We start from the raw sequence: 19,560 nt of genomic DNA, 5'->3' as shown, positions 1-19,560 counted from the left end.
TACCAGCTATATAACAGACATCCCATATGCCAGAAAATTGATAGCCCGCCGTTTCAAAGAAGATCCCTCATTGCCAATTTTATACACTATGATTTTCCACGTGCTCTAAGCCCCCCTCTTTCAACATGCATCTTTTTTACACGAATACTTTAATTGATACGGATAGCGTTATTCCTCTTGCATAAGAACCCGAAGGGTAAAAAGTTCTTTCCCTCTGTTCTATTGAAATCAAGCACCCCTCTTCGCTTAAAGTTCACAAACAGAAAGATCCGTATGGCGTGAAACTTTCCAAGAAAAGCATGCCTTTTATAAAAATCCCTCCACAGTGAATGAAATTATGAATCGTCTCAAAAACTACAGCCCATATCGCAATCTTGGCACCGAGCCAAAGATGGGACCAACTTACTTTTTCATAAAGTAAAGATAAGATGCGCAATGTTTATAATCTACGGACTTTATAATCTAAAGAGCTTATAATCTATGGGGCTTTATCGTTATACCCCTCACGATATTATTCACAGGCACAGTATGAAATTTACGAATACCGGCATGAAATAGGTGTGAAATGAGCTTAGAGAGAGATGTTTCTTTAAAACAAGTGCGTGAATGTACAACAACAAGTATATTTCATTTGAAGTATTTTGGATATTCCCTCCTACCCCCGTCCCTAGGACAACCATTTTGGTTACAGAGTCCCCTTATATATTCTGCATATTTTCTGCTGTCATACCTCCTCCAATAAGCTAAAACCCCACATATGCGGGGTTTTAGCCAGTACCACACCTTTATTTAGACACATTATGATCACTATAACCATTTTTATTAAACATGTTTTTACGTATATTTTCAACACAAAAATAACATATATTGATTTATTTAACAGAAATCAGTTAAGTATTTATGATAATCATTAAAAGTTAAAATGATAAAATTATTATTCAAAACGTACGTCATAATATTTATAACGTTTTTTTCTGTATCCCTATTATTGGGTTGTACTCAAGTAAGCGATCTCGCTGAATACGATAGGCTTTACCAAAAATATGTCCATGAAAATTACACTCCTTTAGCATATTCTCAGAAATTAGAAAAAGCAAAAAAAGAGGTAGAATATTTAAAAGCGTATATGGAATGGACTGTAGACATACCCCATGACAAAAGTCAATTTTGGAGGCATTTAATAACATTGCCCAGTAATCCTCCAGAATTCAATATTTTAAAACATTATCACATATTGCTTGTTTTTTGTGGACGTTTTTTTGATTTATGGCAAGGTGATAAAACGATGCCCACACTTACCTTTAACGACTTACCAACAAGACTGAAGGATTTTAAAGCTAACGGGATGAAATACAGGAAAAATTGGGATTATATAGAAAATATTTTCCTCAAAGCAAAGTTTGAAACAAACTTTGATGATCCAATGTTTGCGTATGCAGAAAAATTTTTGGATTCTCCCAATGGCATTAGTCGAAAAGAACAAACTCTCCAGACAGAGCTGCTCATAATAGGCAATGAACTCACTCGTTTTAGAAACACAGCAACAATGTGCGTTATGGCTAGAGAGGTATACCTTGCCATGATGCCCAAAGAAAATGTAAAACCGCCCGTAAGATATAGCACTTTTGAAAAATGGAAGCAGTATTTAAAAAATCTTTAAACGGATAATAAAACGCCTTTCAAAATACTTCTAAAGAACCATTAAGCCCTCTCACAATGACTATAATCAATCACTAAGAGGGTATAAAAAACAATGTTAATTAAACAGTCTTTATTGAGAAGCGTCTTAATTATCGCCCTTTTAACAACGCATCTTTTTTATTCTTCAAAGGGATATACTCATTCGAATGAACTATTCTCTTCAAAAGAAATTACAGAAAGAGAGAGATTGTTCCGCATTTTCCTTGTTAATGGAAGTCGCTAGTGGGAAGAAAAATTCTACCAAATTCTCTGGATAGAAAAAACATTTTTTTTGGAAAACAAGCAGCAGTTATCGCAACCGCTCTATGAAAAACATGTCAATATAATAAAAAAATGGCAGAATATAATCAAAAAACGACATCATGTATTTAATACTCTGTGTAGCCTTATAGAATTAGAAATAGATGCAATGCGACATGTGAATGAAGCAAAACACTCTCATGAGCACACACATCTCTCAAACCTTATGAAACACATAGAGACATATCAAGAGCGTATAGCTAAAAACAAGAAAGAACTTGAGAAACTTGATCATGAAATTGAGATCTTATACAGAGTTATCGTAGAATATACAAAATTACCATAAACTTTGATCTATTCATTCCATAACTTTATGAAAAGTGCTTCTCAAAGGGTCTCCTGTATTTTCAAGCATTTTGCACTATCTATCGCCACCTTTAGATACAGAATGCCAAAGCACAGTAACGTTATCATACAATTTATTGTATTTTTTCAACACAAAAGTAACACATATTGATACATTCAAAGGGCATCAATTAAACGATCTTATAAAATAAGAGCAAGACACAAGTGGCTGTATTAATGATAGTAAATGAAGACGATTATTATGGAATTCTTGGTGTAAGCTCCGCATGCAATGATAAACAGATAAAATCTGCTTTTCGTAAATTAGCTCTGCAATACCACCCTGATCATAATTCTAGTACCGAAGCAGAACAAAAATTCAGAAAAATTTGTGAAGCCTATGAAGTTCTTAAAGATCCTCAAAAGAGAGCTGCTTACAATCAGTTCTACCATAAAGCTTTTAAAGATAATCACAAAGCTTCTGAAATTAGTAGAAACCAAGAGAACAGACGACAAGATAATACCGAGCATGTAATTGGTAGTATCATGAATGTAATTTTCATTATTTGTGGAATAATACCTATAATGTGTTATATAATTTCGTTTTTTACGTGGAATATACCACTAGGAATAATTAAGTATAGGGTTATTAATTTTCATCAGCATAAAAGGATATTTGGTAAATATTGGTGCATTTATCTTCGAGATCATACTAATATCATTTATCAAAGTTATATGGAGAAATATTTATTGATCAGTACTTTTGAAGAGCTTTAAGATCAGTCCCACAGTGAATTTACAAGGTGTGGTCATTTTTGATTTTCTATAACAAGGGATTGTCGAGAGCCATAAAGGTTGTCGCGTCTTTATCCGTTCTTTTTTATTCTCCCGTTTTCCCCACCCCTTTATTTTCTTCCACAATCCGCCCCCCAACCTTTCCCCCACCAAGCTCACTTGACTCCACACAGTCTTTTTCTCATGCCCCTACATCCTTTTCCCATATCGGCTAAAAAAACGCCCCTCAAACGACTCTTTCTCAATGAACAAAAGCACCACAAGGACCATTTCCTCTCCAATGAAAAAGCACTTGTCCGGCAACTTAGCCATCATGGGGGTCTTTCATCGCGCCCCCAAACACAGCACAACACAAAAGCGGCCAGAACCGCGCGCCCATCTCCTATCTCACTTCTCTAACATCTTCCCCCAAAGTTTTTCCTTATCTCTCTTATTTTTCACTTGACTTCCCCTCTGAAACACCTTCTTCCATTTTCCCAAGCAATAGCTGTCACGCGAAGTCTCTCTCCCTTCAACAACCACCTGCTTTTCCGCCTACTTCTTGCCTTATGACTAAAGCTTGCCTCTCCTCAACGCTACACAAGATCCCTTTCTTGCCCGCCTCATTCTTGTTTTGCCCTCCAGCATACGCCTTGCATGTGCTCCAATCTCCCCGCTTCCCCCCATTTTCCCACCATGCTTTCACATTCATGACCCCAAGTCGCCCGCCAAGCTTTTCCCCCAAACTTCCCCCTAGACAAAAGCAGAACGCGCGGCATTCCTCTTCCCCAGCACTCAACACAAAAGCACCCAGAAGCCCCCATATCTCTAAACACCTTGCTCTCACTCCCACATTCTCGTTCTCCTCTCCAGCATACACACCTTGCATGCGCTCCAAGCTCCCTCCCATTTCCCAACAAGTTTGCATATTCATGTCCTGCTTCCCTACACCCCCAGCTTCCCTACACCCCGCCCCCTCCATCACACGCTCTGCTTTTCTTCCTCCTCTGCTCTTTTCCTCTAGCACGTGCCAGCTTGCCTTTCCTCCACGCTGTACTGCTGCTTCTCTTCCCTAAAAGCCTCATTTTTATTCTCCAACATGCTTTCGTATCATTCCACTGGATAACCCGCTGCCCCCATTGCCTTATCCCCCCCCAATGAACCAGCCGGCAACACCTCCCCACAAGAGCCCGTAATTGCCCATACATGGGGCTCTTCATCCCTCCTTTTCCTCCCACTTAACCAACATTTCCCTCCCAAAGCCGCACAAACGCCCCCGCAAAGCTCCTCCCCCAAGTCGCTACGCTCCCCTACTTCCCTGCGACCCCCTTGTTTGGCACCCTCCTCCAATACAAAAAACAGCTCTTTTCCCCCTAAACTTGCTTTTTATAGAACTTTGCCTCTCCTCAACGCTGCACAAGATCCCTTTCTTGCCCGCCTCATTCTTGTTTTGCCCTCCAGCATACGCCTTGTCTTCATTCCAAGCACCCTTTCTTCCCCCTCCTTCAAAGCAATTTCTGTTCTTATATGAAAACCTGTCCCAACACTCTTAATTTGCTGTACCATCTTCTCCAACGCCTCATTAAAACGGCTAATTTCATTTTCAAGCTTGCAAATATAGGCTTCATCACGATAAGCCCGTTTAATCAAAGGGGGCATATCCGGCCAATAGAGCATTAAATCCACCCATTCGCGTTGAGAAATCCACAATCCTCCTTGACATTGTGCTTTATGTTCTGCTGGAAAGCTCTTTTGAGTAAAATGAGGGATCAAAATTTCAGGTTTTTTTGTTTTAATTTCTAATAAGCCATTTTTTCCCACAAAAGCATCGGGAGAAAATCCTTGTCCGCGATCATCAGCCAAAACAAAGCCAATACATTCAGGTTCTGTATGTGTCAGTTTTCCATAAAGCTGTCGCGCGATTGGTTCTAATTCAGTCCCGCGTCGCTGAGCAAGCGTTGTTCCTTCATCAACGGTTTTTCCTGTAATTCTTTCTCCCGCCAATTTCATCATCACACTCTGATAGCGTGACGTTTTTTGCCCTTGTTTTGTTCGTGCCATAACCATCTCAAACAAAGAAGCCGTAATCAAACCACTACGCACCTTCTGCCATTCTTCTGTTCCTTGAATACAATCGATAATGATTGGCATAGTATTTCTCCCCTTCATTTTTAAAGTGTTTTGCAATATATCCTCTTTAAAGCATTCACCTTTTTTAAGCTGTATCCTTCACACGGACTCAAAACGACAACATCCTGCATCCTTCAATCCTGCATCCTTCAATATTGTGCCGCTGAAACCACAAAAATCTGTCCCCCCTTACATCCCCCCTCGTGTCCCAATACGTCTAAACAAGCTTCAACAACCCACCCCGTCTCATTCTTGTTTTGCCCTCCAGCATACGCCTTGCATGTGCTCCAATCTCCCCGCTTCCCCCCATTTTCCCACCATGCTTTCACATTCATGACCCCAAGTCGCCCGCCAAGCTTTTCCCTCAAGCTTTCCCCCCAAGAACGAAAGCATAAGGTGCACCATTGTCACCACAATGAAAAACCCCTTGGGCCCTTTCATTGCGGCTTCCCCCAGCACGCACCACAAAAGCACCCAGAAGCCCCCCACGTGTCCCAATACGTCTAAACAAGCTTTAACGACCTCCCCCGTCAAACTCCTCCTTCCTTTTTCCAGCATGCTTTACGTATCATTCCAAGCTCCCTACTTGCGTGCCGCAAAAACACAAAAACCAGCTCTTTTCCCCCTTGAACGTGCCTTTTTATAGATTTACACCTCCTCCACGCTGTACTGCTGCCTCTTTTCCCTAAAAGCCTTATTTTTATTCTCCAGCATGCTTTCATATCATTCCACTGGATAACCCGCTGCCCCCATTGCCTTATCCCCCCCCAATGAACCAGCCGGCAACACCCCCCACAAGAGCCCGTAATTGCCCATACATGGGGCTCTTCATCCCTCCTTTTCCTCCCACGTAACCAACATTTCCCTCCCAAAGCCGCACAAACGCCCCCGCAAAGCTCCTCCCCCCCAAGTTGCCCCCCAAACTTCCCCCTAGACAAAAGCAGAACGCGCGGCATTCCTCTTCCCCAGCACTCAACACAAAAGTACCCAGAAGCCCCCATATCTCTAAACACCTTGCTCTCACTCCCACATTCTCGTTCTCCTCTCCAGCATACACACCTTGCATGCGCTCCAAGCTCCCTCCCATTTCCCAACAAGTTTGCATATTCATGTCCTGCTTCCCTACACCCCCAGCTTCCCTACACCCCGCCCCCTCCATCACACGCTCTGCTTTTCTTCCTCCTCTGCTCTTTTCCTCTAGCACGTGCCAGCTTGCCTTTCCTCCACGCTGTACTGCTGCTTCTCTTCCCTAAAAGCCTCATTTTTATTCTCCAACATGCTTTCGTATCATTCCACTGGATAACCCGCTGCCCCCATTGCCTTATCCCCCCAATGAACCAGCCGGCAACACCTCCCCACAAGAGCCCGCAATTTCTCATATATAGGCTTTTTTCTTCATGCCCCCCTTTCCATATTGGCTAAGAAAATCCCCGCAAAGCTCCTCCCTCCCAAGTTGCCCCCAAGTCGCCCGCCAAGCTTTTCCCTCAAGCTTTCCCCCCAAGAACGAAAGCATAAGGTGCACCATTGTCACCACAATGAAAAACCCCTTGGGCCATCATTATGGACTCTTTTCAATCCTGCCATTGCACGACGGCAAAATCATAGCAGAGATATTCTTCCGCCAAATTTTTTGCCATAGACTGAGCGTCTTTCTGCGACATGAAAAGGATAGCATTGTGTTTTTGTGGTTCGAGTCTGATTAAATTTCGTGTATTTCCAGCATAATAAAGTGGAAATCCTCGATAAGAAGTCTTAAGATAACTTGGCATGTTTACCACCAATAATCTGTCAAGACATCACATGGGCGTAAACGATGCTGTTTTTCATAAGAGCCATAGAGATTATCTTCATAAGCGCACGCCATTCTTTCATTTAAACAAGCATGATAAGCTTCACTATTCAAAATGAAGGGCTGTAATTGAGTATTTTCTTCATTTATTTCATGATTTTCGACATAAAAATCAGCGATTTGTTCAGCAACATCTTCCGCATGAGAAGTTGTCAGATCGAGTCGTAAAACTCTATAAACAGTTTCACATTCTTCAATCAGTTCGAGCACTTCTTCGATTTCGTCGATTGGTCCTTCATAAGTACAAGGATTTTCCTCTTCGCATAAAACGACAATGATTTCATCCTCTTTAACGAATGAAATATTTTTCATGATTTCCCCCTTTAGATAGTTGATAAAGCATAGCCTTGTCTTGACAAGACTAAATATAGCGTTAGTCTTATATCCTCTATAGGAGAGATGTCAACCATTTTATCCTTCATAAAAGATATATTTTAAATATCTACGGGGTTCAAATGACATATGTAAAGAAAAATCTATTATTCTTTGTTCCTCTCATGCCCCTTTGTTGTTCTCTATTTGTTCTTACAAAATTGCAATTATAAACACACAGGAGAGATAAAATGAGTGACATAATATTAATAAAACACTGGAGTCGCCTTGACTCAAAAGCACAGAAGGAAGTTATTTTGAAGCTTCGTCAATTGGTCGCCGCAAAAGAGTCAAAATCGCCTGTCTCTCTTGCGGAGAGAGTTTCGAAATAAGCTCTATAAATTCTTTATCTTCAGGGCTAGCCCCTTTCCCGTAAAGAATATAATTCATACTGATATTAATTTCGTGACAAATTCGCGAGAGAGATTCTATTGTTGGTTCTTTTCCTTCAGAAAGAATAGAATGAAGGTACCCCGCGCCTTTACCGGCAGCGAGGGAGATAGATCTTTTTGACCGCCCACTTTTTTCCAAAGCGATTCTTAATCTTTGACGCCAACCATCGATATTCATAATTTCACCATATAGCGCGTCTTTTTAAAAAAACACGTCCTTTTTATAAAACGGGCTTGCATTATCCTCTAAAAAGGATAAAATTAAGGAAACAAATTTTACTTTTTAGGGGGAATTTTTTTTTATTTTTAGATCATAAAAACACTTTAACCACCCTACCGGATATAAAAGACCACCTCCAAAGCTTCTGCCCAAAAGCAAGTACGTTGAGAATGTGTGGTATTCTTTATTTTTTCCATCACCGCAATCTTAAACCGTAAGTTTGCATGCGCTTCAAGCACAGCCAATCATTTATAAGCATCGTAAAGAAGCCTCTAGTCATCATCGAACAGAGCCAAAAACAACACAAGTTAAATCCTTATTTGAGCTTTTATCATCAATAAAAATGTATAAAAAAGAAGAAAGTAGATTGCAGTATGAAATACGCTAATCAACAAGAAACTCCTCATTATGAATCGTCTAGGCTTCCATATGTTTGTTGGTATCAAAATGACTTTCTAGGAGGTGTACGTGGGATGCGCGCACACGAAATTGGAATCTATACGATTCTTCTCAATGAAATGTATGCCCGTGGCCGACCTTTAGAAATATCGAAAGAACGTTTAGCGCGTCTTTGTGGTTGTGACAAGCGAACTTTTGTTAATGTTTTAGAGATGCTCATCCAAGAGGGTAAGATTTTAAATTTAGCCAATGGATTATGGAACAAGCGTTGCGAAAATGTTTTTCAAGAGCGTGAAAAATTGCTTGAACAAAAATCCTTTGCGGGTCGTTCTTCGGCAAAAAAACGCAAGAAAATCAATACTGAGATTCAACAACTGCTTAACGAAAGTCCAAAAGATGTTGCACAAAACTCAAAAGCTCAAAAGGCAGAAGAAAAGGAAACACCTTACGGTGTTTTAGAAAAGAAAATTTTGTTTGATGAGACAAAAGCTTGTTTTTCCTGCGAAGAGAGTTTTGAACAAAGCGATCACCCATCACCCTTATCGGCTCTTGATTCACCTCTCTCTTTGCCTGCGCAAGCAGAAACGGCGCAAAAAAGTGCTCCCTCTTTAAACGCTCCCCAAGCCGAGTTCACTCCCGCCCCTATCGCGCAAATTGTCACGGGGGAAAAAACAAAATCCGCCACCACTCTTCCTCCCAGCAATCTTCCTACCTCCGTCCCTCCTTCTTCCAACAAAAAAACCACTGCCTCAATTGCCAAAGGGCACCGTCTTCCTGAGCATTGGCAAGCAGACATCAAGGCGGCAGTTTCAGAAGGTTTGAGTGAAAGCCAAGCCCATTGGCAAGCCAAGAAGTTTCGCGACTATTGGCAAGCCAAGAGCGGCAAAGAAGCACTCAAAGTAGACTGGCAAGCCACGTGGCGCAACTGGTTTCGCCGTGAGATTGAGCGGCAAGAACAGCAAAAACAGGGAAGCTCCTCATCTTTTACCTCTGAGAACAACGACACGCTTTACCGCAGTTTGATCAACTATAACGACAATTTTTGACATCACACAAACAACGTATTTTTCAAGCACGCGCGGGGACAAAAATGCTTCAAAACCACAACAGCATCGGACAAAACAAAAGGCGGCAAAACAACATTTGGATAGGCGATTCACACAGCAAAACGCGTCAACATCGACCATTTTGCTCTCATCACAAAAGCGTTTTCCCCACGCAAAAGACCCCCACAGGCACCCCAACATACACACCCCAACATGCACCCCAATACACCAGGACTCCAGCATGCACCACCCCCTCAGGCATATCCACCCCGCCCTTCTTTCACCCCCTTCCTCCTTTCCACCTTCCTCCTTTTCCCAAGGCGCCACTTCCCATGCTCTTGGCAAACAGACATCAAGGCAGCAGTTTCAGAAGGTTTGAGTGAGAGCAAAGCCCATTGGCAAGCCAAGAAGTTTCGCGACTATTGGCAAGAAAAGAGCAGCAAAGAAGCACACAAAGTAGACTAGCAAGCCCCAGCACCACGGGACTTTACGATCAGATCGAATGGTGAGAACAGCAAAAACAGAATCCTCACCTCCCACATCTGAAAAAACAACAATATATTCACCAGACGAATGACCATGAGCACAATTTTTGAAATCAAACAAAAACTTATTTCACAAGCAGATAGAATAGCAGAAATGCTTCTTCCCCAAGGGCACAAACGAGGCAACAATTGGATTGTAGGCAACACACGTGGAGAGACAGGTCAAAGTTTATCGATTTGCTTGAGTGGTAGTAAAGCAGGACTTTGGTATGATTTTGCAGAAGGCACTGGAGGAGATCTTTTAGACCTTTGGTGTGAAGTCAAAGGCATTAGCCTCTCTCAAGCCTTAGAAGAAGCACGCGCGACTCTCAATCTGACACGCGCCAAACCCTTTATGGCGCCCCATCGTTCCTATCGCCGTCCACCGGTCCCTACAGAGCAGAGCCCGCAGAATCTTGTAAAAGCCTATCTCCACAAAGAGCGCCACATACCTTTAGAGATTATACAGCGTTACCGCATAGGAGAAGATGGCGAAAAAATCATTTTTCCCTTTTATAAACCCGATGGCACCCTTGCTTTAGTTAAAGAACGGCTTGCGCAAGCGGGAGCAAAAACAAAACCTACAGCAGCACACTGTGAACCGATTTTATTTGGTTGGCAAGCCCTTTGCTCCACAAACCACACCGCCACGCACACGCCCCAGCAGGCACCCCAGCACGCACCCCAACAGGCGCTCTCAACCACCAACCACACCGCCACGCACACATCCCAGCACGCTCCCCAGCACGCACCCCAACAGACACCCTCAACCAACCACACCGCCACGCACACATCCCAACAGGCACCCCAACAGGCGCCGTCAACCAACCACGCCGCCACACACACATCTCAACAGGCACCTCAGCAGGCGCCCTCAACCAACTACACCGCCACACATGCATCTCAACAGGCACTCCAGCAGGCGCCCTCAACCAACTACACCGCCACACATGCATCTCAACAGGCACTCCAGCAGGCACCTTCAACCAACCACACCGCCACGCACACATCCCAACAGGCACCCCAACAGGCGCCCTCAACCAACCACGCCGCCACGCACACATCCCAGCAGGCACCCCAACAGGCGCCCTCAACCAACCACCCCTCCACGCACACATCCCAACAGGCACCCCAACAGGCGCCCTCAACCAACCACACCGCCACGCACACATCCCAACACGCACCCCAACAGACACCCTCAACCAACCACGCCGCCACGCACACGCCCCAGCAGGCGCCCCAACAGACACCCTCAACCAACCACGCCGCCACGCACACGCCCCAGCAGGCGCCCTCAACCAACTACACCGCCACACATGCATCCCAGCAGGCACCCCAACAGGCGCCCTCAACCAACCACGCCGTCACGCACACGCCCCAACAGGCACCCCAGCAGGCGCCGTCAACCAACCACGCCGCCACCCACACATCCCAGCAGGCACTCCAGCAGGCACCTTCAACCAACCACACCGCCACGCACACATCCCAGCAGGCGCCCCAACAGGCGCCCCAGCAGGCACCCTCAACCAACCCCACCTCCACACAAGCGACCCAACACACGCCCTCATCAACCCCAACCGCCCCACACACGCCCCAGCAAGCACCCTCAACCAACCACGCCTCCACGCAGGCACCCACGCACGCGTCCCAACAGGCGCCATTCCCCATTTTTTCTTCAACAAACCGTACCATTGTCATCACTGAAGGAGAAATTGATGCGCTATCCTTAGCCGCCTATGGATATCCGGCGGTTTCTGTTCCCTTTGGAGGAGGCAGTGGAGGAAAGCACAATTGGATTGAAAATGAATTTGATCATTTAGAAGCTTTTGAAACGATTTTTTTAGCCACCGATATGGATCCGCCCGGAGAAGAAGCAGCCCGTGAGATTGCCAGCAGGCTTGGACGCCACCGTTGCTACCGTGTCCGTTTACCCCTTAAAGATGCCAATGACTGTTTAACCGCAGGGATTGATAAAGCCACCATAAAAGCCGCCTTTTCCTCAGCACAAAGCTTTGCCCCAGAAGGTTTACGGCGCGCCTCAGACTATAAAGATCAAGTGATTGGGCTTTTTTGGCCAGAGCCTGAAAAACATCTTGGTTATACGGTTCCCTATCCTAAACTGAAGGACAAATTGCATTTCCGCCCAGCAGAATTAACGCTCTGGAGTGGTGCGAGTGGTGCAGGTAAAAGCCAATTGTTATCAGACTGTATTCCCCATTGGATTGCACAAAACAGTCGGCTTTGCTTAGCGTCTCTAGAAATGAAAGGAGAACAATCGCTCCGCCGTTTAACCAAACAAACGGGCGGCTTAGAACAGCCCACAAAAGAAACAATTGAACGGATTCTTCATTTTTTAGACGAAGGGCTTATTCTTTATGAACATGTTGGCAAATCGAGCGTTGACACCTTGCTTGAAGTCTTTGACTATTGCCGTGCGCGCTATGGCTGCGATCAATTTATCATCGACAGTTTGATGCGGCTTGGCATTGCCTCTGATGATTATGCAAAACAAGAACAAGCCGTTTATAAAATGGTTGATTGGGCTGTTTTAAACAGTGTGCACATTCACCTTGTCGCCCATGCCCGTAAAAGCGGTCTGGATAAAGATATCCCCAGCACAGAAGACATTAAAGGCGCCTCAGAGATTGGCGCCAATGCCTTTAACATCATCACCATTTGGCGCAATAGACCGTTGGAAGATAAAATCTTTGCCGCCTCTCTCGCACAAGAAAAAGCAGATTTAGCCAAACGCCCAGGTGTCATTATGAATATTGCCAAACAACGTTCTGGTGATTTTGAAGGCAAAATAGGGCTTTGGTTTGATCCCCAAACTTATCGCTATCGCTGTTCTTTTGAACAATCATTCCCTCGACGTTATCTGTAATGCCCCATAAACCCCACTCTCTTTAAAAACGCCTCCGCTTTCAAACGCGCACGTCTTGCTCCCACAGAAACAACAGGAAGGATCAATCCACAAATGATGAAAAACACCCAATCCTTCGCGAACCAAAGCCTGCTCAACCCTAGATTCTCTGCTCCCAAACGCAAACAAAAAAAGGTCGCTCCAACAACGGCGCAAAACACCACCCCCTTCAATAACCACAAACAACGCGTCACCACCCCATCTCGCCGCCCCCTCATATGCAAAATTAAGAACCACTCCAACAGTGCAGCAAACACGATCCCTATCAAGGACAGAAGTCCCCATGGTATGTCCATACTCTCCATCCCCTCAAGAGCTAAAAAAAGGACGACTCCTAAAATGCAATAAAACAGCACTTCCTTCAAAAAGAGGGAAACACCACAAATACAATAAAACGCCGCCCGCCACCACGAAATATCGAAGCGCTTGGAAACCTTATAAGTACTAATAACGACAACAATAAAAAGGTAGGAAAATACCAACAACAGCAAAAAAAACAAATCGTTCGACATCACATACCCCTCACAGCAAGCCCATTAAAGATCACACCCATAAGACAAAAAACACACCCTACTTTAAGAACCAAGCCCATAGAACACGCGCACGCCTTGCTCCCTCACAAACAAAAGGAAGGGTAAATCCAAAAATGAATAAAAACACCCTCTCATTCGAGAACCAAAGCCAGCTCAACCCTAGATTCTCTGCTCCCAGACGAGTAAAAAAAAGGAGAGTACCAAAAATGCAGGAAAACAGCACAAAATTCAAAGCACGCAACGACCTCTGTAGCACCGTATCACTTTGCTCGCGTATAAAGAACCCCAAGAGCACTTTCAACAATAAAGACAAGAGCAAAACCTTTAAGAATACCGCCCTTATGCTATCCATATCCCTGACGCCCACAGCAGCAAACCACAGGATAAAGCCCATCATGCAACAAAACATGACCGCCTTTAAGAACACTTGCCAAGCAACAGGCATACTCTTGACGCCCAGATGCACCAAACCAAGGACAGTTGCAAAAATGCAAGAAAACACCGCCCCCTTTAAGAGCAGCTCCCCATCAACAGCGCGCCTGCCCACGCCCACATAAACAAAACCAAGGTAGGTGGCAACAACGCCATAAAGCACCACCCATCTCCAAAACACCCACTCTGTAACAGAGCGACGCTTTGCTCCCACATAAATAAAAACCAAGGCTAGAGCAAAAAAGCAGAAAAACCAAGGCAACAGCCAAAACATCACATTGTTCGACATCAAATACCCCTCACAGAAAGAACATCAAAGATCACGCCCGTGGGAAAGAAAAATGCTCATTCTTTTTAAGCACCACCCCAACAGTACACGCACACACCGTACCCCCTCCAAAACAAACAAAGGAACGAATCCAACACTGCTCACAAACACCCCATTGTTAAAGATCAAAAACCAGTGCCCCCATATGCTTGGCTCCGTTATACGCCAATCCAACAACGCAGGAAAACACCGCTAACTTCAAAAACATGTCCCGCGCAACCACCATACGCCCCGCTCCTTTATTAAGCAAAAATCAGAGACCATGCCAAAAATGCAGCAAAAGATCAATCCTTTGCAAAGAATGAAAGCCTAAACCCAAGACGTTTTGCCCCTAGAAAAATAAGCCCAAGGATAAGACCAAAGACAACGCCAAAAAGAATGTCAAAGACCCACTTTTTTGAAAACCACAACCAAGCCAAACCAAGATGCTCAGCTTGCGCATAAACAAACTTAGAGACAGCGATAATAATGAAGCTCAACGCCAAATTTTTTAAAAAAGCCTTCCTTGTAACCCCGAAAGATCTCATTGCCGCATAAATAGAAACAAAGACAAGAGCAACAAAGCAGAAAAACCCCAACCACTGCCAAAACATCAAATCGTTCGACATCAAATACCCCTCACAGAAAGAACATCAAAGACCACGCCCGTGGGAAAGAAAAATGTTCATTTTTTTAAGCACCCCAACAGTACACGCATACACCGTACCCCCTCCAGAGCAAAAAAAGGAACAAGTCCAATAGTGCCCGCAAACACCCCATTGTTCGAGATCACAAACCAGCGACCCCCCATATGCTTAGCGCCCACATGCGCCAACCCAACAACAGCTCCAACAACGCCGCCAAGCAGCAGAAACCTCAAAAAAAAACACCCCACGCGCTATCCCCTTACCCCGCACCCTCATAAGCAAAACCAAGGACAGGTCCAGCAATGCAACAAACACCGCTCCTATCACTAAAAATTCCCATGATATATCAAAACGCTTCGCTCCCTTATAAGCAAAGCCAAGAACCACTACAGCAATGGCGCAAAACACCACCCCCTTCAAAAACACGCCCCACGATACAGTTCTACTGTTTGCTCCCACAACAATAAAACAAAGGACAGCTCCAGCAATGCAAGAAAGCTCCACCCCCTGCCAAAACACCTCCCACGTAATAGCCGGTCGCCCCGCATCTTCATAAGCAAAACCAAGGACCATGCCAACAACGCAGCAAAACGCCAGCCCCTGCCAAAACACCTCCCACGTAATAGCCGGTCGCCCCGCATCTTCATAAGCAAAACCAAGGACCATGCCAACAACGCAGCAAAACGCCAGCCCCTTTAAAAATATGTCCCGCGCAACCACCATACGCCCCGCTCCTTCATAAGCAAAAATCAGAGACCATGCCAAAAATGCAGCAAAAGATCAATCCTTTTCAAAGAATGAAAGCCTAAACCCAAGACGCCTTGCCCCTCTATAAATAAGAGCAAGGACAAAGCCCAAAAGGACATAAAACACCCACTTGTTTGAAAACCACACCTGAGCCAAACCCAAATGCTCAGCTTGCTTATAAATAAAATCAGAGACAGCAGCCAAAATGAAGCTCAACAACACCATCTTGAGGAACAAACCCTTCGTTACACCACGCCGCTGCATTACTTCATAACCCAACATAAGGAAAATACCGGGAATGCCATAAAACGCCATAGCTCGTAAAAATACGCCCCACGTCATCCCAAGAGCCTTCATTTCCACATAAACAGCCACAGAGACATAGGCTACAATACAGCTAAACACCAATCCCTTCAAAGACAAAAGCCCGCGCAACATCATGCCATTCCCCCATCAAGTCATTCAAGGAAAATCCACCATGCGACAAAACACCCCTCTTTTCAAGAACCAAATCCATGGGGCTCCCACACACAAGCGCAACAGTCCAAGTCACCCCAAGAGCGCATACCCACACGGCACACTCCAACACATGTCTTCCTCTCATCCCCCTCTTTTGCCTAGAGCAAGCAACATTTTTTAAAAACGAGAAGCAAAATTAAAATTTTTAAGGAGATGCTATGACCCATAAGCAGAAAAAAAATACGCAAACCTGCCCGCTTGATCATCAAAATCAAGAAAAGCACATTGGTCATTTAAAGACGCAAGAAATCCCTGTTGAAACGCGTAATCCTTATTTTAAACCCAATCATCGAGAAAGTTCCAGCAACCCGCGCACCATCAATGCCATTGCCAATGCACAAAGCCATCCCATTGCACTTTTATATGCGAAAGGACATCTCAGCAAAGCCCAATATAAAGCGGCAGAACGTTTTTATTTTTACTGGCGTCAAAGCCAAGCCGATCTCCACATGAGCCTTGACTACACCCGTGAAAAGGTTTCCTGTAGCCAAGGGTACACACACCCTATTGAACGTCAAATAGAAGCCTCCAATCATTTAAGAACAATCAAAGTTCAACTGGGGATTCTTGGCTATTCACTGCTTGAACGCGTTATCGGCCATGGACAAGCGATAAAAGAATTAAGTTCTTCAAAACGCAAACAAAACTCTCTTGCCGATCATTTACGAGATTGTTTAGACTTGCTCGCATTTCATTGGGGATATGCAAACCATAAACATTTTGAATAATCCCCCTCCTCGCCATTTTAAGCGGCCTCCCATGTTGCCCCCGCCCCCTCTAAAGAAACCTCCCCCACACGGGCTCAAGCATCCAGCAGCTCTCGCCTCCATTTTCATTACCTTGCCCCCACCCAAAAGGACAATACTTCCCCCCCACATATACTTAAGATACACCCCACACTCTTAAAAACAAAAAGCCTTCTCCCATATCAGTCCTATAATCATGAGGGGCTCTTAATTCGTTTTTGATTGAAGAATATTATCAAGATGCTTGCATGTATCATAATATTTTTAAATATAGTTTAATTAATATCGAGTCTTAAAACAAATATTCAATTGAAAAAAGTATTAAGTTTTAATGCAAAATGACAAAATTTTTTGTAAAAAGTATTTTTTATATTGCTATTTTTTCAATTCTCTGCTAATTATAATATGGTAGGTTCTTTAAGTATGATTTTTTTGTATTTAGTACGGCCTTTTAAATTTATTCTTTTTTGACACGTCCTGCGAGTCAATGTTAAAATTCTCCTGCTTTTTGGTCCTCTAATTGCGACGGAGGACTTTTTTTTTATAACTGTACTTTTTTATGACTGTATTGTCTTAAATCACTTCCTTATGAGCTTTGTGATAATTCCTCCATAAGGTTTACCCGCAAAATAGATCATTCTTTTGTCAAATTGACTTGCGTTCCATTCTTAAAGAACAAAGATTCTTAACTCAATCTGATTTACAAACAGCTTGGATACACTTCCCTCTTGGTTTGCCATTCCCTCTTGGCTTCTATTCAGGTTTTTCCGCTAAACTCAAGGCGCAACAGAAGCTTGCTCTGTCTTAAAGATTCACCACGCCCTTAAAAAAACACTTAAAACATATCCAAGGAAGCTTGCTTCATATCACCAAACCTCAAATGACAGTGTTTTACGACATAACAGAATGACTTAACTATTGGATAACTTTCTTTATCGCCCCCCAACAGGTTGATGTATCACGACAACATATTGATTTATAATCATCATATCCCGTTATCCATATAAAATTAAGAGACGCAGATATCATAGGGATTCTCTCATTTTAAATTTATTTCATGTTGCATCAATCAACACCTTGTCTTTTCCACATTACAAACATGAGAGACATATGAAATAACGCACTTCAAAGATTTCAAAGATAAAGAATCAAAATGCCTCTTATGAACACGCTCAAGAGCCAAAGGCTGTCATCATATGAGGCGCGAATAGTATGATAATGTGCTGGCTTTTCCTTATGAGAATTTAAAGAAGGACTTATCCACTTCACAAGAGATTTCTCCATTATCAGATTTACCAATATCCCCAATCACCAATATAATTGTGATAATAAGATCACATAATGTTTTTAAACAAGTAGGTAAATGTGCAACACAAATATATTCTATTTAGAACATTCTGTTTTATGTGAGTCGCGTAAACTCCCATTAAAAAACAAAATCCCCCATTAAAAACAAAATCCCTATGAGAAAAAATCTAAAGCGTGAGAATAAAAACATGAGACAAGTGTGATTCCATTCAGATATTGCTCTTTAACCGTCAAACCGAATAAAAATAGATCCGGCCAAATAAAAATAGATCCAGAAAGTATGTTAATCTTCCTACCTTAAGAGATAAACTAAGAATATAGACAACATCTCTCCTAACATTCCCCTTTTTCTAGCATCGCTTAAGAATCAAAAGTTATACAGCTTATTTTGTCATATTATAAAGCACTGTTTTTTAAGGCGGTATTGAAGCAGTTAAAACAATTGAAGTGTTTAGCCAACGCCATCGCCATTAGCAAAGCTAAAAAAACAAACTGTTGAAAAGCCGTGCATATCTTGTGTAAACACAAAAAAAACAAGAAAAAGGCACAAAAATATCTCAATTTTTATAAAAATACATCAGCGTCTTTTACGATTGTATTGACGAACAACCCTTATCACATAATCATCTTAAATATTGAGAATAAAGAATGAATAGCCCTCGCAAATACAGCAACCTATCAATAAAAATATAAAAACAAATCTTTTTGTTATCTCTGTTTCTTATGGAATATGCCTTTCCCTCTGGATGCACTTTAGCCTCCAAAGAGTGCATTCAATCCATGGAAAGGATGCACTCTAGCCCTCAAAAGAGTGCATCCTTCCCCTCAACGGAAACTGCCGAACCCTCATAAGGCAGTATCCAATCCATAAGAGGATGCACTCTAGCCCTCAAAAGAGTGCATCCTTCCCCTCAACGGAAACTGCCGAACCCTCATAAGGCAGTATCCAATCCATAAGAGGATGCACTCCAGCCTTCAAAAAGAGTGCATCCTTCCCCTCAACGGAAACTGCCAAACCCTCATAAGGCAGTATCCAATCTATAAGAGGATGCACTCCGCGCCTTAAAAAGAGTGCATCCTTCCCCTCAACGGAAACTGCCAAACCCTCATAAAGGCAGTATCCAATCTATAAGAGGATGCACTCCGCGCCTTAAAAAGAGTGCATCCTTCCCCTCAACGGAAACTGCCAAACCCTCATAAGGCAGTATCCAATCCATAAGAGGATGCACTCCAGCCTTCAAAAAGAGTGCATCCTTCCCCTCAACGGAAACTGCCAAACCCTCATAAAGGCAGTATCCAATCCATGAGAGGATGCACTCCGCGCCTTAAAAAAGAGTGCATCCTTCCCCTCAACGGAGACCGCCTTAAACCCTCATAAAGGCAGTATCCAATCCATGAGAGGATGC

At 43.4% G+C, this 19,560-nt stretch carries 22 protein-coding genes and 1 pseudogene; 5 read left to right on the top strand and 18 right to left on the bottom strand.

Going from position 1 to position 19,560, the window contains the following annotated elements; all coding sequences use genetic code 11:
- The first annotated feature begins 922 nt into the window (after positions 1 to 922).
- Together ACFILW_RS08015 and ACFILW_RS08010 are read left to right on the top strand one after the other, a co-directional pair.
- Positions 923 to 1,660, top strand: coding sequence for a hypothetical protein (locus ACFILW_RS08015; protein WP_375685497.1), 738 nt, complete (start codon positions 923 to 925; stop codon positions 1,658 to 1,660).
- Between the two features lie 863 nt (positions 1,661 to 2,523).
- Positions 2,524 to 2,757: pseudogene (locus tag ACFILW_RS08010) on the top strand (DnaJ domain-containing protein); the annotation flags it as partial.
- A gap of 835 nt (positions 2,758 to 3,592) precedes the next feature.
- Here the strand turns inward: ACFILW_RS08010 and ACFILW_RS08005 are convergent.
- From ACFILW_RS08005 to ACFILW_RS07960, 10 genes are all read right to left on the bottom strand, one after another.
- On the bottom strand, positions 3,593 to 4,087 hold the full coding sequence (locus ACFILW_RS08005; protein ID WP_375685496.1) for a hypothetical protein: 495 nt from the start codon (positions 4,085 to 4,087) through the stop codon (positions 3,593 to 3,595).
- 83 nt (positions 4,088 to 4,170) lie between these two features.
- Positions 4,171 to 4,410 carry a hypothetical protein gene (locus ACFILW_RS08000; RefSeq protein WP_375685495.1) on the bottom strand — a complete coding sequence of 80 codons (240 nt, stop codon included), beginning with the start codon at positions 4,408 to 4,410 and terminating at the stop codon, positions 4,171 to 4,173.
- A gap of 36 nt (positions 4,411 to 4,446) precedes the next feature.
- Positions 4,447 to 5,211 (bottom strand): lambda exonuclease family protein, encoded by a 765-nt coding sequence (locus tag ACFILW_RS07995; RefSeq protein ID WP_375685494.1) that lies wholly within the window; start codon positions 5,209 to 5,211, stop codon positions 4,447 to 4,449.
- Positions 5,212 to 5,339: 128 nt separating this feature from the next.
- Entirely contained in the window at positions 5,340 to 5,558 is a 219-nt protein-coding gene (locus ACFILW_RS07990) for a hypothetical protein (protein ID WP_375622788.1), read from the bottom strand.
- Positions 5,555 to 5,701: a hypothetical protein gene (locus tag ACFILW_RS07985; RefSeq protein WP_375685493.1), complete on the bottom strand. Its 147-nt coding sequence runs from the start codon at positions 5,699 to 5,701 to the stop codon at positions 5,555 to 5,557. Before ACFILW_RS07985 ends, ACFILW_RS07990 begins: the two co-directional genes overlap by 4 nt.
- 246 nt (positions 5,702 to 5,947) lie before the next feature.
- The gene (locus ACFILW_RS07980; protein WP_375685492.1) at positions 5,948 to 6,394 is read right to left on the bottom strand and encodes a hypothetical protein; all 447 of its coding nucleotides are present in this window, start codon (positions 6,392 to 6,394) and stop codon (positions 5,948 to 5,950) included.
- 171 nt (positions 6,395 to 6,565) lie between these two features.
- The gene (locus ACFILW_RS07975) at positions 6,566 to 6,703 is read right to left on the bottom strand and encodes a hypothetical protein (RefSeq protein WP_375685491.1); all 138 of its coding nucleotides are present in this window, start codon (positions 6,701 to 6,703) and stop codon (positions 6,566 to 6,568) included.
- 58 nt (positions 6,704 to 6,761) lie between these two features.
- Positions 6,762 to 6,959, bottom strand: a complete 198-nt coding sequence (locus ACFILW_RS07970; RefSeq protein WP_375622792.1) for a hypothetical protein — start codon at positions 6,957 to 6,959, stop codon at positions 6,762 to 6,764.
- Positions 6,960 to 6,961: 2 nt separating this feature from the next.
- Positions 6,962 to 7,351 (bottom strand): hypothetical protein, encoded by a 390-nt coding sequence (locus ACFILW_RS07965; RefSeq protein ID WP_375685490.1) that lies wholly within the window; start codon positions 7,349 to 7,351, stop codon positions 6,962 to 6,964.
- Between the two features lie 312 nt (positions 7,352 to 7,663).
- Entirely contained in the window at positions 7,664 to 7,981 is a 318-nt protein-coding gene (locus ACFILW_RS07960; protein WP_273790852.1) for an XRE family transcriptional regulator, read from the bottom strand.
- A gap of 416 nt (positions 7,982 to 8,397) precedes the next feature.
- On the opposite strand from ACFILW_RS07960, the gene ACFILW_RS07955 reads away from it, so the two are divergent.
- Both ACFILW_RS07955 and ACFILW_RS07950 read left to right on the top strand, forming a co-directional pair.
- On the top strand, positions 8,398 to 9,468 hold the full coding sequence (locus ACFILW_RS07955; RefSeq protein ID WP_375685489.1) for a DUF1376 domain-containing protein: 1,071 nt from the start codon (positions 8,398 to 8,400) through the stop codon (positions 9,466 to 9,468).
- A 579-nt stretch (positions 9,469 to 10,047) separates the two neighbouring features.
- Entirely contained in the window at positions 10,048 to 12,876 is a 2,829-nt protein-coding gene (locus ACFILW_RS07950; protein WP_375685488.1) for a toprim domain-containing protein, read from the top strand.
- Here ACFILW_RS07950 and ACFILW_RS07945 read toward each other — a convergent pair.
- From ACFILW_RS07945 to ACFILW_RS07920, 6 genes are all read right to left on the bottom strand, one after another.
- Positions 12,867 to 13,427 carry a hypothetical protein gene (locus ACFILW_RS07945; protein ID WP_375685487.1) on the bottom strand — a complete coding sequence of 187 codons (561 nt, stop codon included), beginning with the start codon at positions 13,425 to 13,427 and terminating at the stop codon, positions 12,867 to 12,869. The genes ACFILW_RS07950 and ACFILW_RS07945 overlap by 10 nt on opposite strands.
- A gap of 58 nt (positions 13,428 to 13,485) precedes the next feature.
- Entirely contained in the window at positions 13,486 to 14,169 is a 684-nt protein-coding gene (locus ACFILW_RS07940) for a hypothetical protein (RefSeq protein WP_375685486.1), read from the bottom strand.
- A 323-nt stretch (positions 14,170 to 14,492) separates the two neighbouring features.
- Positions 14,493 to 14,816 (bottom strand): hypothetical protein, encoded by a 324-nt coding sequence (locus tag ACFILW_RS07935; protein ID WP_375622810.1) that lies wholly within the window; start codon positions 14,814 to 14,816, stop codon positions 14,493 to 14,495.
- A gap of 186 nt (positions 14,817 to 15,002) precedes the next feature.
- Positions 15,003 to 15,599 (bottom strand): hypothetical protein, encoded by a 597-nt coding sequence (locus tag ACFILW_RS07930; protein ID WP_375685485.1) that lies wholly within the window; start codon positions 15,597 to 15,599, stop codon positions 15,003 to 15,005.
- A 15-nt stretch (positions 15,600 to 15,614) separates the two neighbouring features.
- Positions 15,615 to 15,944 carry a hypothetical protein gene (locus tag ACFILW_RS07925; RefSeq protein ID WP_375677884.1) on the bottom strand — a complete coding sequence of 110 codons (330 nt, stop codon included), beginning with the start codon at positions 15,942 to 15,944 and terminating at the stop codon, positions 15,615 to 15,617.
- Positions 15,945 to 15,978: 34 nt separating this feature from the next.
- Positions 15,979 to 16,170, bottom strand: coding sequence for a hypothetical protein (locus ACFILW_RS07920; RefSeq protein WP_375631906.1), 192 nt, complete (start codon positions 16,168 to 16,170; stop codon positions 15,979 to 15,981).
- Positions 16,171 to 16,258: 88 nt separating this feature from the next.
- Between ACFILW_RS07920 and ACFILW_RS07915 the strand changes: the two genes are divergently transcribed.
- Complete coding sequence (locus ACFILW_RS07915) at positions 16,259 to 16,828, top strand: hypothetical protein (RefSeq protein ID WP_375638462.1); 570 nt, start codon at positions 16,259 to 16,261, stop codon at positions 16,826 to 16,828.
- Between the two features lie 2,215 nt (positions 16,829 to 19,043).
- Here ACFILW_RS07915 and ACFILW_RS07910 read toward each other — a convergent pair.
- Positions 19,044 to 19,256, bottom strand: a complete 213-nt coding sequence (locus tag ACFILW_RS07910) for a hypothetical protein (RefSeq protein ID WP_375685484.1) — start codon at positions 19,254 to 19,256, stop codon at positions 19,044 to 19,046.
- A gap of 4 nt (positions 19,257 to 19,260) precedes the next feature.
- Positions 19,261 to 19,431, bottom strand: coding sequence for a hypothetical protein (locus ACFILW_RS07905; protein WP_375685483.1), 171 nt, complete (start codon positions 19,429 to 19,431; stop codon positions 19,261 to 19,263).
- Positions 19,432 to 19,560: the final 129 nt, after the last annotated feature.

Source organism: Bartonella sp. TT110JLCBS (genome assembly GCF_042193405.1).
In the GTDB taxonomy this organism is placed as follows: Bacteria; Pseudomonadota; Alphaproteobacteria; order Rhizobiales; family Rhizobiaceae; genus Bartonella.
This window is presented reverse-complemented; position numbering and strand designations above follow the sequence as displayed.